This window comes from Allofrancisella inopinata, assembly GCF_012222965.1.
Lineage (GTDB): Bacteria > Pseudomonadota > Gammaproteobacteria > Francisellales > Francisellaceae > Francisella > Francisella inopinata.
Map to the genome: position 1 here is coordinate 1071602 of NZ_CP038241.1, position 15479 is coordinate 1087080.

Below are 15479 nucleotides of genomic sequence, written 5' to 3' on the forward strand. Positions count from 1 at the left end.
CTTAACATTTTATTACAGTAGATACATTTTACAACTGACAGTATAAGTTTACTCTTATCTTATAATTTTCATAAGCTAAATTCTTTAACTGGTCAATATATTTTCTAAGATCATTTGACCGTTTAACATATAAATCTACTATTATCTCCTCATCAAAATAGTAGATAGATATTTGCTTATCTAAAATTAAATTTTTGCTAAGCCCATTAGTAACAAAAAAATTTAGAATTAGACTATATATTTGAGCACGTGAAGGCTCAAAATTTTCTAACTTAATCACGCCGCTTTCATGGTCTGAAACGTCAACATGAACAGTGATGTCTTTAATGTCACCTACTTTATGATAAATGTTACTTTTAACAACTTCAGCTATATAGTGACCTTCAGATGCTGTACAATATTTATCAACTAAAATATGTACATCTAAAACTATTTTTCCAGCCATCTTTCTAGTTCTAAGATAGTGGAAATCTCTAACATCTTCTATACTAGCTATAATTTCTTTAATCGCTTTATACGTTTGCTCGTCTACACCTTCATCTATAAGTTCTGCAACAGCTGAATACCCCCATTTAATACCCATCTTAACAATCATGTAGCAAACTACAAAAGCTGCTAGAGCATCCATCCATACAAAACCTGCAAATGCTCCAAGTAGACCAATCAATACTACTACTGATGACCACATATCTGAACGACTATGCCATGCGTTAGCTCTAAGCAGATCCGAGTTAATCTTATTTGCTGCTGCCATAGTGTATTGATAAATAAACTCATTACCCACAATTGAAAAGATAGCAGCAAAAACTGTATAACTATCAGGTTCACTATAGTCACCAGTTATTAAGCTACCTAATGAGTGATAAACAATCATAAAACCAATCGCAATTAGCAATCCTGATAAAATTAAAGTTGCTAAGGTTTCTATTCTTTCGTGACCATATGGGTGGTTGTGATCTTCTTCTTTATTTGCATATTTTGCAGCAAATAAAACCATCGCATCACTTAATAAATCAGAAAAAGAATGTATACCATCAGCAAATAACGCAGGTGAGCGACCCACCACCCCCGCTATAACTTTGACAATCGCTAATAATGCATTTATAAACATACCAATAAGGGTAACCTTTTTGGTAATCTGATATCTATTATCCGACATTTCTATAACCTTTTTAGTTTAAAATGAAAGAGTTTTCCAGAGCAAATAATAACTTTTAGTAAAGCTAATGTCTATTAGAATATGGCCTTAAGACCATTATTTTAAGATATTCCTAAGTTTCAAATTTAATCTCTATCTATAACTTGCTTAAACAATAATATGTATGCGACTATAGAAAACTAAACCTACTTAAATAAATAATCTTACAGCCAACTATCTTTATTTGATACGTACTATGTTTTTTTGATAAAGTATTTTATCATTAATTATACAAGTTAAAATAGTAAATACTATTGGTAGACATTTTGAAATGAGTAAAGTATATGATTTTATATTCGGATTAAATTTTGGTTATTTTGATGATTTAAATGTAATGTATAAAGGAATCAGTCTTGATGAGGATGAAGAAAGTGTCAGTTTATTTGAATATAAATATAATGGATTATATGGAATTAATCCTTACATTTCTCATATTGATATCTCAAGTGGTATTGCAAAGCCTGGTAGTATACTAAGTAACCATAAACTAGATAAATCTAATAGCATCCCAATTATAAATCTAAGTTTTAACCCCTTAAACTCAAAGGAATTTACTGCAAAATATTTAAATTGCGTGAAAACTGAACTGAAAAGCCATTTTAATAAATTTGTCAAAATACTTATATCTGGACACGGACAATCTATAAATTCTTTAGGGACAGGAAATGATAAGTTAAATTCCGGATATGTAACAATAAAAGAAATTGTTGATACAATAGCATTTTTAATAAATGGATATTATGCAAATATATCCTATTTAAAGTTATGTCTCATAGCATGTAGTGCTAATAAAATTGGTACTCCTAAATTTTTATATGATGAAATGTTAAAGTTATCTTTACCATTTCCTTTTTCTGTCGTTGGATATGATAACAAAATTAATATGTGCAATGCATTAAATATGAGTCATGATGGAAATATACAAAAGTTTTCTACTTTTTATTCTAATGAATATGAGGGAAGAATAATCTATAGACAAAGTTTTAAAAAAGAACTAGATAAAATAATAAACGCTAACGCTTCAAAACTACCATTTTTATTGCATATGTATAATGAAGCAATAAACTCCCAAAAAGGAAGGATAACCACAAAAACTATTGATGTTGTATGTTCTAAGCTAATGGATGCGATAGAATATGCTGAAGTGCATGATTCTAAAAAAAAGTATTATTCAAGTATTAATATAGTGCCTAAATCTCCTTATTATCTAAGTTTAGAAAATATAGCACTATCCAAAGAACTATATCAAACGCTAATAAAGTTCAAGGATAATTTTTCAAAAAAAGCCGATGCACATTATCAAGAGGTTAAAAAAAGTCAATTTTTACAAACCAAACTCAAAGTAGACAGATATAATTACTATACCAATGTGTAATAATCTAGTACCAGTTAATTTACGTTTCTATTTTAAACTCTGTTACAAATATTGAGTAACAACCTGAAGGGGACTGTTGCAAACTAAAATTATATGTTTCTAACTGTGTTGAAAATATTCTCAAAATGCTAATTCACCACGTGTAAATTGCGCTTTTTCGAATATTTTTGCCTTGTTACCACCCATCTAATTCCAGCTTGCAACAGTCCCTGAAGTTTCATAGCATTTTTGTCGGGCTAGTCTATTTTTAACAAATAGTATTGCAAAGCTTAAAAAATTTTGTATAATAGATCACATCAATTCGGAGAAATGGCTGAGTGGTCGAAAGCGGCGGTCTTGAAAACCGTTGACTGTAACAGGTCCGGGGGTTCGAATCCCTCTTTCTCCGCCATCTTGAAGACACTTTTTACTTAGAAAAACTGTTATTCATAAAAAATATCGGTAAGTTTGTTATGAAACACTATGGAATAGCTACTAGGGGGCTATTGCAAGCTGGAATTAGATGGGTGGTAACAAGGCAAAAATATTCGAAAAAGCACAATTTACACGTGGTGAATTAGCATTTTGAGAATATTTTCAACACAGTTAGAAACATATAATTTTTAGTTCGCAACAGTCCCACTAGCTACATGCGTGTCTAATAATAAATTTCTTAAGCCTATCCATAGCTTTCTCCAGCTCTGGCATTTCGTTAGCACAACTAATTCTAGCAAAACCTTCCAAACCAAAAGCTACACCTGGCATCATCGCAACATACTCCTCTGCCAGTAAAGCATTACATAGCTCAATATCATTACTAAACTTAGTATGTCTAATTAAATCCCGGATATCAGGAAATAAATAAAAAGTACCATCTGCACTTTTTACATCAATATAAGGCATCTCTTTTAAACATTTAGTTATAAATTGCTCTTTTTGCTTATATGATTCAACAAAATATTGTAAATCTTCTACTGACATATTCATTGCTGCTATAGCTGCATATTGAGATATAGAACAAGCACATGTAGTTGATTGCGATTGGAACTTTTTCATAGCATCATTTAGCAATTTTGGAGCTATAGTGAAACCAACACGCCAACCTGTCATAGCAAAGTTTTTAGAAACACCACTAGCAATCACATATCTATCTGCCAAATCTGGTGCAACCTCTGTAATCAAAGTTATTCTTTGAGTAAAATATAGTTGATCATAGATATCATCACCAATGATCCAAATATCCGGGTGTTTTCTTAACAAGTTAGCTAGATCCTGTATACATTTTTTTGTATAAATTAATCCTGTAGGGTTATTTGGTGAATTAATAATAACGGCTTTAGTTTTACTTGTTATATGCTTTTCCAATTCATCAACATCTATTTCAAAATTATCCTCAAACTTAGTTTTTACAACTACTGGCTTTGCACCAGTTAATGTAATCATATCTGGATAAGAAACCCAATATGGAGCAAAAAATATCGCCTCATCTCCCTCTTCTAAGATACAGTTGAAAATATTATGCAAACTATGTTTAGCACCAGATGTTATACATACCTGCTCAGCATTAAAATCGATGCCGTATTGTCTTTTATAGTGCTTAACTACTGCCTCTCTTAACTCTTTTAATCCATCAACATTAGTATACTTAGTAATGTTCGCATTTATAGCATCTATTCCAGCTTTTTTAATAGTATCTGGGGTGCTAAATCCAGGCTCGCCTATAGCTAAAGAAACAACATCATGACCTTGGTCTTTAATTTGCTTTGCTAATGCTGCCATGGCAGTTGTTGGAGAAGCTGAAACATTCTGAATCTTTTTGTTTAGAGTAGCCATTATATTTCCTTATAGTTTATTTTTAAATCTAAACGTATAGATTTTAGTTTTTATTCTATTTTAAAGCAATAACTATCGTTGTCATTAAAATACTGTAACTGCCCACATACTAATACAATTTATGTCCCCATTTTTCAGAAATTGATAAACCTAGATGACAATTGTAAAGAGTGTCAAAACATAACAGATAGCAAATAAAGAAAAATTATCTGTTAATATTTGATGAGGCCTATCTATTATTCACCATATGTTTAGGTTGATTTACTTGTTAATTTTAATAAAATGCTGTTGGTGTATTGCAAAACGAGCGATGATTTTAAAAAAAGTTAAGGGATCACTGAAAATGGCTGGTTATAGCCCTGTGGCAAACTGGAATTAGATAAATTAGAGACAAGCTTTTATGAGTATTGGTGTAGAAATAGAAATGCATGGAATGAACTTAGGTATTCCATTTGATCCAGAGATGTATAAAAACATAAAATCTCCATTAGGTTATAACTATCCGTGGGATAATGATCGTAATAAATTACAAGAATATAATAAAAGATTATTTTCTATTATTTGTGGGAAAGATCGGCTTGATGTCACTATTGATCATGGACTTAACCATAATTCTCCTTTACTCTATAGTCCTTCTCGAAAGCTTTTTAGCGGTGCTGTTGTAGAGTTAGTTTCTACACCTATTATGGCACGTAAAACTGAAGGAATTACTTGGCAACATGAACTTGCCGAGATAGCTATTACGGTCTTGACTATGATGAGAATGATGACCATCATAAAAATAACAAACCGGCTAGATGAAATTGATAAACAAGTTATCCCACAAGAGTGGTTAAACTTAATCCCTGATAAAAACAACAATAAATTACACACTAAATACATCTATGCTGCACATTCAATCTTAGCGCAAAACAGTATTAGTTATTATATAAATAATATTCAAACATTATTTAATGATATCACTAAGCTTGAAAATGATTATAATCTATCTATAAAAAAATATGGTTGTTTTGATGATTTTCTTCTAAATAAGCTCTGGAGAGACTTAAAAGAAAATAATTTATTAAAATGTATAGATAAAATAAAAAATGGTAACATAAAGCTTGTTTTACCTAATCCTCAAAGTAAGTCTCTAGAGTACCCTAACTGGATTTTCCATGATGTATTTATCAGTAGTAAAGAGCAACGTAGCAATATTGAAGATTCTATATTCTATTTTCAAAGCAACGGGACGATTCCTCTATACAATATTGTTAATTATAGGTTCTATGAGGAACTTGAAAAATTTTATGATAGTGAGCTTTTATATCTTGACACATATAATCTACAGTTAATAAGAAACACTATATTACATGCTAATGATATCTGTAATGAAATTATAGATTATAAACTTGGGCAGTCAATTGCCATAGAGAATATCGATAAACCAAGTATAAAAACCAAGAGCGTTAGTAGAATAAAAGGATTTATTTTTTTATATCTGTACCATATTAATATTATGGTTCATGAAACCATAAGAGGGGCTTATAGCATAATAACAGGATTAGATTCAGAATCAAAAGCAACTACTATAAAAAATTATTTTTCTTTATTGCTTAAAACACCAATAAGATATGTGTACAGTTTTATGCTGTCAGATAGCGATAGAGAATTATTAAGGGTTGTTAACAGCAGTAATAAAATAGTGAATAATTGTTGCGCTGCAATAGGAATTAAACCAACTACAAAGGTTGGTGGTCACACACCTGAACAATTATGGAAATGGTCTACGATTAATGATATTGTTGACCTTAAGATGAAGCATAATGATATCAATACCCTAGATAAAGAGTTAGCACAACGTTATAACCAAGATATAGCTCTTATGAATCTTTGCGGAAAACCAATAAAACCACAGGCTTACATAAATGATAACAAACTAGGTCTAAAAAAAGGTAATTCTTCAATTATTCAAAATCTAAAACTTGTAGAAACAAAAGAAATAAGAGAAAATACACGATTAACAGAAATTGTATTTGAAGCACGTCATTTAGAATCTCCTAAAAGTATTTCTGATCTAAGAACTACGATGACTAATATGCAAAAAATTTGGGATAGTCTACAATTTAATAAAAATAAAGAGGAAAAAATTTCTCATAACGATCCATTATCAAAAGAAGATAAATATTTAATTTGTCCCGATAATTTTAACGAGATACGTATCAAATCTTTTTACTCAGCTTTAGTTTATGACCAATTAAATGAGCAAGTCAAAGATGTAGCCAGCATCAAAAATACTCTAGACACAAATGAGTTTAAAAAATGGCTTGAAAAATATAAACAAGAACATTCTACAATGTATAAGGAAAAATGGGTAGAATTAGACTTCGAGAAACTCCTTATTAATTTAAAAGAAACATTAGAACACTATAAGCTATGGAGTGACGATGACTATCACTACTTAATTATGTGTTTGTGTTTTTGGAACAAGGATTTTGCAGAAGAGAATTTAGCTAACTTAATAAAAGAACCACAATCCTCATCAGTTTTTTTATCTTGCATTAAAGATGTAATCTGCAAAAGGCTGGGATTAAAAAATATAAGTGAATTTCTGATTGGGGGACCAAAGCTTAGGTTATTACGAACCGACAAAGACATTAATGATGAAATAATAGAATTCTTGAGTAAAAAAGTTGGACAAATAAAGATAAATAAAACATTTTCCTTTCATGTACAACGCAAATCTAAATACCAATTGTTCTTGCTACTTAGTAGCATAAGAAAAGCTCTTAAACCTTATGACTCTAATAACGTTGAAATGCTAAAAAATTATTTAGATAACTTCATACACGTAATAAATAACATAGAGCAAAACCTCCCTGATAATGTAGTTGAAAAAATAACCAATAATATTAAAACATTAATGGTCATGCAAACTGATAAAAATATTATTTATAGTGTTATTAATAGCATGCGCAATTTTCGCAATCTTCATTCGAACAAAATAGCCTCAGAAAAATTAAAAACTTTTTTAAATCAGCTACTAAATGAACATGAATTATATGTATCACGGCAAGAACAATTTAGATTACTTATTTGGTATATATTTCAAAGAGTCTGTGATTATATAAACAATAATAAGCATCATAGCATATTCCATCTTCATCATCGACACTCTGACTCAGGGATTAAAAGAGCTATACATTTTAGAATAATGCTAGAAGAACTTAAAGATTCTATCGATCGTGAATGGCAGATAGAAGGTTTAGAAAAAAGGTTTATTAAAGAGGTCATAGACCTTATAAACAAGAAATCTCAATATACTAAGTTTAGTGGTTCAATAAACGTTAATGATAGTTCTCTATTAACTTATATTATGTTAGGATTCGTAGACTTTAATAGATTACATGTGAATATTAACCAGGAAATGTTATCGTCAGATTTAAAGGCTTTTAATAGAAAATTTGTTGAAACTAACCTAAATGTCGATAGTAAAAATTCTAGAGAACACATAAAAGCGTTCTGGCGCGACTTTGTTCTTCAACCCCAATAAAATATTGTTTTAACCTATATTTCATTCTGGAATTGTTACAAACCGAAACTAGACGCGTCACAGCTAGTTACCATATATAATGATCATGGATATCATAGTTGATATATCAAAGCGTCACTAATATTTCCATCTTTATAGGTATAATAGTTTTTACGTCTAGAAATATACTTAAAACCTGTTTTTTCATATAGCTTTATAGCTTTAAGATTTTTTACATCGACCTCTAAAAAAAACTCTTTTATCCCTTTTGCTTTTAACTCTTGGATACTAGCTGTTAACAACCGACTTCCTAAGCCAGCTGACTGGTTATTTTTATCTACACAAACATACAAAAGTTCTGCTACATCAAGAATATAGTTAAATATAGCTACAGCCCTTAGATAATCACCTTGCAAAACCCCAAAAACCAGACCATTATTATTAAAACTTTCAAATATTTGTTTATCTGACCAGTTTATATAATTATCAGTTTTACGAATTAAGTTAATAACTTGATTACAATAGCTTTCATCTAGGACTAAAATCTGCATACTGATATAGTTTCTGTAAAATATATTTTTTGCTCTCTACACTTAATAGTTCAAACTCATTTAAAATAAAATCTTTTTGACAAATATTAATTGCTGCTTGTTGATCTAAACTTTTAGATACCTTATACATATTAACCTTTGATTTAAAAAATAGACTTTCAATCACATTTTTTAAAAAGTTAATACTCAATTCTTCTGAAATATAGATATTTATTACCCTGTCACTATCGATGTTATTAGAATATATAGGCTTATTATCTAGTTTGGCATCTACAAAAAAGCGTTTTTTTGTTACTACAGTAGTTACTGAAGATAATTCTTGTTTTGACTTTTGACTATTAGAGCTGTATTTATCCTTTAAATTCCATATATCTATATCAAAGACTTCTTTTAGCTCCTTTTCGAAATCCATATTATCTCTCTAATCTTTCAACTAGTTTTTTTGGATAGCTATACGGTTTAAGTTTGACGGATTTACGTAGGTTGTTTACTTCTGTAGGTGAAAGTTCTAATGTTTTTCCACGAGACACATATTTCGGCAATATTACATCACCAAATCTAACTCGTGTTAATCTACTTACTGTAACACCGACAGCTTCAAACATACGTCTGACTTCTCTGTTTCTTCCTTCAGATAAAGTTACATAATACCATAGGTTAGCTCCTTCTCCACCTGAGAATCTAATGCTATTAAATTTAGCTAGACCATCTTCTAGTTGTACACCTTCTTTAAGCTTATTTAATACATCGTCAGATAGCTGCTGTCCAAACACTCTTACAGCATACTCCCTCTCTATTTCATAAGAAGGATGCATTAAACGATTTGCTAAATCTCCATCTGTCGTAAATAACAGCAGACCTGTAGTGTTTATATCTAATCTTCCTATCATTATCCAACGTGATTTAGCTAATTTTGGTAATGAATCAAAAACTGTTTTCCTATCTTTTTCATCTTTATTAGTACAAACTTCTCCTTCACGTTTATGATAGATTATTACTCTAGGTCTTGTCATCGGTTGACCGTACAAATGCAAAGCCTTACCATCAAAACTTATTTTGTCTGTACTTAATGCTTTATCACCTAGTTTAGCAACTTTACCATTTACTTTAACTCTACCTTGCTCTATAAATTCCTCTATTTTTCTTCTAGAAGCTATACCATATTTAGCAAGTATTTTTTGCAGTCTTTCTTGGTTATTATCATCAAAATTATTACTTTTAATCATTACTCTATACCACCATCAGAAGCTGAGAAAAATTGATCTATATCATCATCATTAAAATCTTTTGATGAAAATATTAATCTCACTGTAGCAGCTTCATTTTTATTATTTGCGTATTCTGCTAACTTCAATCTTAGCTCTAATACACGCTTATTATTAAAAAATTCTTCATTATTCCTCATTTCGTAGATTACTTTGTAACATTCTTTATACTGTCCCTGTTCAAAGTACATCTCTGCCAAACGTAATTTAGCACCTAAATAGTTTGCTTTAAATTTGTCAGCTTTTTCCATGAAACTTAGAGCATCTTTTTTCTTATCCTGTTTATATAAGCATTCAGAATAAAGGAAAAATGTCTGTGCCATATCATTATTGTCCGACATGTATAATGATTTCTCAAATAACTTTTCTGCTTGTGAAAAATTATCCTTTATTTGACATAAAAATTGAGCATAGAAATTCATTGCTTCAAAATTTTTAGGTTCATTACTGATAGCCTCTTTATAGTATTTTTCAGCTATAGACTTAGAACCTATTATTTGATAATAGTAACCTGCTGCATAATCTACTATCGCTAATTTATAACCATGCTGCTTTGCTAGCTGTTGAGCTTTAACCAACTTATCTTTAGCTCTATCTAAATACCCGTCGTGTGAGTAGATGATAACTAGTTCAGCGTTTAAACTAGTAGCTTTTTTATAATCAGCTTTTTGCTCTGTCGTTTTAGTAGATATAGTATATTTTGCAACATTGCCTTCTACTACCTGAGGCTCTTCTTTGAAGTTACCCTGAACAGTATTTTGCTGATAACTAGGGTTATTAGGCTGTGCTTGTGTAGAACATGCTTCTAAAGTACCTAAGAGACCTATTAATAGGCTAATTTTCTTTAAATTAGCTTGCATTGCTATCTCCTATTTTTTTTTAAATATCGCTCTTTTCTTCTAGTTTTATCTATAACATCCCCAGCAAGTTGGCCACATGCAGCATCTATATCATCACCTCGTGTTTTACGGATTGTAGTTACAAAACCATTTTGCTGTAAAAATTCTTTAAACTTATGAATTCTATTATTACTAGGCTTTTTATAAATAGTTCCTGGATATGGATTAAATGGGATTAAATTTATTTTAGCTGGAACTTCTCGAGATTTTAATAGTTCCACCAGCTCTTGGGCATCATCTAAATTATCATTGATTTCATTCATTAAGGTATATTCAAAAGTTATTTGCTTATGAGGACCTTTTTCAGCATATAATTTACAAGCTTGCAATAATTCATCGATATCATATTTTTTATTTATAGGTACAATTTCATTACGTAAATTATTATTTGAAGCATGTAAAGAAACTGCCAATGACACCCCTGATTGCTCTAGTAAATCATATATCCTAGGAACAACCCCTGAAGTACTAAGAGTAACTTTTCGTTTCGATAAACCATAAGCTAAGTCGTCCATCATAATATCCATAGCTGGTACGACGTTCTCAAAATTCATCAATGGCTCACCCATACCCATCATTACAATGTTTGTAACTGTAAAATCATGTTCACCATTGTTTTTGGATAAAGTTCTAGCAGCTATCCAAAGTTGAGCTATTATTTCCGCTACTGTCAAGTTTCTGTTAAAGCCTTGCTTACCAGTAGAACAAAAACTACAATTTAAAGTACAACCAACTTGTGATGATACGCAAAGAGTCCCCCTGCCTTCTTCTGGTATAAATACAGTTTCGATTGCACTACCACCAACATCTATTAACCACTTATGTGTACCATCTTTGGAAGCTTTACTAAAAACCACTTTAGGTACTGTCACATGTGATAAATCTTTTAGCTTACTTCGTAAGCCTTTACCTAAATCTGTCATAGCATCAAAATCTATGACTCCTTTTTTATGCATCCATTTAAAAACTTGTCTAGCATGAAACTTTTTTTCGCCTATTGATATGAAAAAATCCTCAATAGACTTTTGATTTAAACCCAGTAAATTAATTTTAGTATCTTGTTGCATAAAAGTTCTCTTTGGATAATTTCTTATAATATGAATCTATTCACTATATCCCATATCACCCGGCACAATATAGTCATTTTCATTGGTTAAATTTGTAAAACTAGCATACTGCCCATCAAAACGTACATGTACAGTTCCTATAGGACCATTACGTTGCTTACCTATTATTATTTCACCGATATTTTTATTCTCTTCTTTATCTTTATTATAAACTTCATCACGATAAATAAACATTATCAAATCAGCATCTTGCTCAATAGCTCCAGACTCTCTTAAATCCGACATCATTGGCCGCTTATCTTTACGATCATCCACCCCTCTATTTAGCTGTGATAACGCCACCACTGGGATATCTAACTCTTTAGCTAAAGCCTTTAATGAACGAGAAATCTCAGATACTTCTAAAGTTCTATTTGTTTCATAACCAGGAATTTTCATTAACTGTAAATAGTCTATCAAAATCATAGATAGACCGCCGTGCTCATTATACAATCTACGAGCTCGTGAACGCATTTCTGCTGGAGTCAATGTTGAAGTGTCATCTATGTACAAGGGCATTTCACTTAGATTTTTCATAGCTGTAGTAATCTTAACCCAATGAGCGTCATTTAACCTATTGCATTCTTTAAGTAAATTCATCTCAACACGAGCTTGACTAGCTAACATTCTTGTAACTATATCTTCTGCTGGCATTTCTAAACTAAATACTAAAACTGGTTTTTGGGCAGCTTTAGCAATGTTTTGAGCTATATTTATACCTAAAACTGTTTTACCCATAGATGGTCGAGCAGCTATAATTCCTAAATTAGCTCGTTGCAACCCTGAAGTCATTTTATCTAAATCTATAAACCCTGTAGAAGCTCCTGTTAAACCCGTGCCAGAATCAACTATTGCACTCATTCTATCAACAAGCTTTGGTATCACATCTTTGATAGATTCAGGGCCTTTTGTTAAGATGTCTCTTTCTTTTGCAACATCTAAAATTCTACTTTCAGCATAATCAATCACTTCGTCAGGATTTTTTGACTCTGCAGAATATATTTTTTGAATAATATCATTAACACTATTTTGTAAACTTCTCAATTTAGCTTTATCTTTAACGATATTAGCATAGGTTTTGATATTAGAAATAGAAGGTGTATTTGTTGCCAAATCAATAATATAGCTTTCACCACCTGCTTCATCAAGTAATCCTGCTGTTGCTAAGTATTCACTTACTATCAACACGTCAAAAGGTATGTTTGATTGATTAAGAGTGTTTAACTGACTATAGATAATTTTATGTCTTCTATCAAAAAAATCTTCTATTAAAAGTAAATCTTCTACTAGTTCAATATTTTGGTTATATAACAATATATTTCCCAATATAGCTCGCTCAGCTTCTAAGGAATATGTTGTCTCTGCTGGCTTAAATTGATTAGTCATAGGCATAATAAAAAACCTTTTTCATAAATACAAAAAAACCATGCTTAACACATGGTTTCATATTTATAACCAGATTTAAAAATGTGTTAATTAGCTAATATTATAAAACTAACTTTCAGAAGCTACAACATTTACTTTTATATCAGCATCAACATCTGTATACACATGAATTGTAAGGTCAAATTCACCAATAGCTCTAATAACCCCTTCAGGCATACGAACTTGGCTTTTTTCAATCTCTTTACCAGTTGCTTGAGACACTGCTTTTGCAACTTCAGCAGTACCAACTGAACCAAATAGTTTACCACCTTCACCTGCTTTAGCTGCTATAGTGAATTTTTTATCCTTTATAGCTTCAGCAGTAACTACCGCTGCTTCATATCTAGCTTTTTCTGCTTTCTCAAGTTCAGCCTTTTGAGCCTCAAACGTTTCTATATTAGCTTTAGTTGCTTGCACAGCTTTCCCAAAAGGGATAAGAAAGTTTCTTGCATAACCTGGCTTTACATTTACGATATCACCTAATACACCTAGGTTTTCCACTTTTTCTTTTAAAATAACTTGCATTGTATCAATCCCCAGTACTAGTTAAAATGACGATCACAGTATGGTAACAAAGCTAAAAATCTAGCTCTCTTTATAGCTGTAGATAATTGTCTTTGATACTTAGCTGATGTACCAGTCACACGACTTGGAACTATTTTTCCAGTTTCTGTTATATAAGCTTTTAGCTTATTTACATCTTTATAGTCAATTTCTTTAACGCCATCTACTTTGAAACGGCAAACTTTACGACGACTCATTTTTAAATACCTCTATAAACTTATTTAAATTACTTCTTTTTCACTAGTTTGCATCATAACTGATGACTCTGTAACAGCTTCTTTTTTTGATATAACTAGACGGCGTAATATAGCATCGTTGTATCTTAAATTTTCTTGAAGCTTATCTAGAGATTCAGTTCCACACTCTATATTAAATAGTATGTAATGTGCTTTATGAAGTTTCTCTATAGGGTAAGCTAATTGACGACGTCCCCAGTCTTCAAATCTATGAATTTTACCGCCTTTTTCTTCGATGATACTACGGTACTTATCAAGCATAGTTTGTAACTGATCAGATTGATCAGGGTGTATCATTAATACGATTTCATAATGTTTCATTTTTATAAACTCCTTACGGTTTATCATTAATTTTTTCTACACTGATAAGCTACACAAATTAATTTAATGTAGCAAAGAGCAAACCATATTGTACTAATTATAGGTGCTGATATCAACTTGTTTTAATCATAAAAAAACCTAGCTAAAATAAAAGGCTATTTTTGTAAGCAATTTTATTTCCTAATGGTAAAATTAAACACATCAAATTTAGCTTTACTTTTATTTGGTAGCGAATAAAAGTTTCATCACAAGAGGTGCCCTTATGCAAGATAAAATCACAAAATTTGAAAACTTTCTAATACAACTTCAAAAAAACATTACTAGTGCTTTAGAAAGCTGTGAAACTAATAATCAAAAGTTTATTAGTGATAAATGGCAAAAACCAGATACTCCTGAACAAAAACTTAAAGGTTATGGTAACTCTATGATTATCGAAGGTGGTGAGATTCTTGAAAAAGGAGTTGTTGCTTTTTCAAAAGTACATGGTGAAGCTCTACCCTCCTCTGCAACAGAGAAACGTAAAGATTTAGCAGGTAAATCTTTTATTGCTACAGGAGTATCTTTAGTAATCCATCCACGCAATCCTTTTGTGCCAACCTCTCACGCTAACTTTAGACTATTTATTGCTGGAGCTGATACAAATAATCCAATTTGGTGGTTTGGTGGTGGATTTGACCTTACACCGTATTATCCATTTGAAGAAGATGCTATCTACTGGCATCAAACTGCTAAAGATGTTTGCGACAAACACAATAAAAACTATTATCCCAAATTTAAAAAATGGTGTGACGAATACTTTTACCTAAAGCACCGTGATGAGTGCCGCGGTGTGGGTGGTTTATTTTTTGATGACTTAAATGAAAAATCTTTTGAAAAATGTTATGATTTTGTTACTGAGTGTGCAAATGCTTATATAAAAGCATATATCCCTATTGTAGAAAAAAGGAAAAATATACCGTATTCACAGCAACACAAAGATTTTCAACTCTACCGCCGTGGTAGATACGTAGAATTTAACCTAGTTTTGGATAGAGGAACTATTTTTGGTTTACAAAGTGGTGGTAGAACAGAATCTATACTATCATCTCTGCCTCCAATGGCATCCTGGAAATACAATTGGCATCCAGAAGAAGACTCTGAAGAGGCTAAAATTTACGAGTATATTAAACCAAGAGATTGGATAAAATAGAATCTTAATAAATTCAATTTATATCCA

General features: G+C 31.0%; 13 protein-coding genes, 1 tRNA gene and 1 pseudogene. 4 read left to right on the plus strand and 11 right to left on the minus strand.

Annotated features, from left to right (window positions below; translation table 11 throughout):
• Window positions 1–28: 28 nt before the first annotated feature.
• Window positions 29–1159, minus strand: coding sequence for a cation diffusion facilitator family transporter (locus tag E4K63_RS04855; RefSeq protein WP_133940276.1), 1131 nt, complete (start codon window positions 1157–1159; stop codon window positions 29–31).
• 310 nt (window positions 1160–1469) lie between these two features.
• On the opposite strand from E4K63_RS04855, the gene E4K63_RS04860 reads away from it, so the two are divergent.
• On the plus strand, window positions 1470–2573 hold the full coding sequence (locus tag E4K63_RS04860) for a hypothetical protein (RefSeq protein WP_133940279.1): 1104 nt from the start codon (window positions 1470–1472) through the stop codon (window positions 2571–2573).
• Window positions 2574–2876: 303 nt separating this feature from the next.
• Window positions 2877–2964: transfer RNA gene (locus E4K63_RS04865), tRNA-Ser, on the plus strand.
• Between the two features lie 230 nt (window positions 2965–3194).
• Here the strand turns inward: E4K63_RS04865 and E4K63_RS04870 are convergent.
• Window positions 3195–4385, minus strand: a complete 1191-nt coding sequence (locus tag E4K63_RS04870) for a pyridoxal phosphate-dependent aminotransferase (protein WP_133940281.1) — start codon at window positions 4383–4385, stop codon at window positions 3195–3197.
• A 400-nt stretch (window positions 4386–4785) separates the two neighbouring features.
• Between E4K63_RS04870 and E4K63_RS04875 the strand changes: the two genes are divergently transcribed.
• A complete protein-coding gene (locus E4K63_RS04875; RefSeq protein ID WP_133940283.1) occupies window positions 4786–7917 on the plus strand; it encodes a hypothetical protein in 3132 nt (1043 codons plus the stop codon).
• A gap of 92 nt (window positions 7918–8009) precedes the next feature.
• Here the strand turns inward: E4K63_RS04875 and E4K63_RS04880 are convergent, their stop codons facing one another.
• From E4K63_RS04880 to rpsF, 9 genes and pseudogenes are all read right to left on the minus strand, one after another.
• The gene (locus tag E4K63_RS04880; RefSeq protein ID WP_133940285.1) at window positions 8010–8447 is read right to left on the minus strand and encodes a GNAT family N-acetyltransferase; all 438 of its coding nucleotides are present in this window, start codon (window positions 8445–8447) and stop codon (window positions 8010–8012) included.
• Entirely contained in the window at window positions 8425–8859 is a 435-nt protein-coding gene (locus tag E4K63_RS04885) for a chloroquine resistance protein (protein WP_133940287.1), read from the minus strand. The genes E4K63_RS04880 and E4K63_RS04885 overlap by 23 nt, the downstream gene beginning before the upstream one ends.
• A 1-nt stretch (window position 8860) precedes the next feature.
• Entirely contained in the window at window positions 8861–9673 is an 813-nt protein-coding gene (rluB, locus tag E4K63_RS04890; RefSeq protein ID WP_133940289.1) for a 23S rRNA pseudouridine(2605) synthase RluB, read from the minus strand.
• Window positions 9673–10572 carry a CDC27 family protein gene (locus E4K63_RS04895; protein ID WP_133940291.1) on the minus strand — a complete coding sequence of 300 codons (900 nt, stop codon included), beginning with the start codon at window positions 10570–10572 and terminating at the stop codon, window positions 9673–9675. The genes rluB and E4K63_RS04895 overlap by 1 nt, the downstream gene beginning before the upstream one ends.
• Window positions 10562–11678 (minus strand): annotated as a pseudogene (gene rlmN, locus E4K63_RS04900) (dual-specificity RNA methyltransferase RlmN). The gene E4K63_RS04895 and the pseudogene rlmN overlap by 11 nt, the downstream one beginning before the upstream one ends.
• Before the next feature lie 36 nt (window positions 11679–11714).
• On the minus strand, window positions 11715–13109 hold the full coding sequence (dnaB, locus tag E4K63_RS04905) for a replicative DNA helicase (protein WP_166666867.1): 1395 nt from the start codon (window positions 13107–13109) through the stop codon (window positions 11715–11717).
• 102 nt (window positions 13110–13211) lie between these two features.
• Window positions 13212–13667, minus strand: coding sequence for a 50S ribosomal protein L9 (gene rplI, locus E4K63_RS04910; RefSeq protein WP_133940297.1), 456 nt, complete (start codon window positions 13665–13667; stop codon window positions 13212–13214).
• A gap of 17 nt (window positions 13668–13684) precedes the next feature.
• Entirely contained in the window at window positions 13685–13903 is a 219-nt protein-coding gene (gene rpsR / locus E4K63_RS04915) for a 30S ribosomal protein S18 (RefSeq protein ID WP_035719428.1), read from the minus strand.
• 24 nt (window positions 13904–13927) lie between these two features.
• Entirely contained in the window at window positions 13928–14263 is a 336-nt protein-coding gene (rpsF, locus tag E4K63_RS04920; protein WP_133940300.1) for a 30S ribosomal protein S6, read from the minus strand.
• Window positions 14264–14525: 262 nt separating this feature from the next.
• On the opposite strand from rpsF, the gene hemF reads away from it, so the two are divergent.
• A complete protein-coding gene (hemF, locus tag E4K63_RS04925; RefSeq protein WP_133940302.1) occupies window positions 14526–15452 on the plus strand; it encodes an oxygen-dependent coproporphyrinogen oxidase in 927 nt (308 codons plus the stop codon).
• The last annotated feature ends 27 nt before the right edge of the window (window positions 15453–15479 follow it).

Bases quoted from the DNA above. Each gene is read 5' to 3' on its own strand.
- E4K63_RS04855 (WP_133940276.1), bottom strand. From the start codon at position 1,159: ATGTCGGATAATAGATATCAGATTACCAAAAAGGTTACCCTTATTGGT.
- E4K63_RS04860 (WP_133940279.1), top strand. From the start codon at position 1,470: ATGAGTAAAGTATATGATTTTATATTCGGATTAAATTTTGGTTATTTT.
- E4K63_RS04870 (WP_133940281.1), bottom strand. From the start codon at position 4,385: ATGGCTACTCTAAACAAAAAGATTCAGAATGTTTCAGCTTCTCCAACA.
- E4K63_RS04875 (WP_133940283.1), top strand. From the start codon at position 4,786: ATGAGTATTGGTGTAGAAATAGAAATGCATGGAATGAACTTAGGTATT.
- E4K63_RS04880 (WP_133940285.1), bottom strand. From the start codon at position 8,447: ATGCAGATTTTAGTCCTAGATGAAAGCTATTGTAATCAAGTTATTAAC.
- E4K63_RS04885 (WP_133940287.1), bottom strand. From the start codon at position 8,859: ATGGATTTCGAAAAGGAGCTAAAAGAAGTCTTTGATATAGATATATGG.
- rluB (WP_133940289.1), bottom strand. From the start codon at position 9,673: ATGATTAAAAGTAATAATTTTGATGATAATAACCAAGAAAGACTGCAA.
- E4K63_RS04895 (WP_133940291.1), bottom strand. From the start codon at position 10,572: ATGCAAGCTAATTTAAAGAAAATTAGCCTATTAATAGGTCTCTTAGGT.
- dnaB (WP_166666867.1), bottom strand. From the start codon at position 13,109: ATGCCTATGACTAATCAATTTAAGCCAGCAGAGACAACATATTCCTTA.
- rplI (WP_133940297.1), bottom strand. From the start codon at position 13,667: ATGCAAGTTATTTTAAAAGAAAAAGTGGAAAACCTAGGTGTATTAGGT.
- rpsR (WP_035719428.1), bottom strand. From the start codon at position 13,903: ATGAGTCGTCGTAAAGTTTGCCGTTTCAAAGTAGATGGCGTTAAAGAA.
- rpsF (WP_133940300.1), bottom strand. From the start codon at position 14,263: ATGAAACATTATGAAATCGTATTAATGATACACCCTGATCAATCTGAT.
- hemF (WP_133940302.1), top strand. From the start codon at position 14,526: ATGCAAGATAAAATCACAAAATTTGAAAACTTTCTAATACAACTTCAA.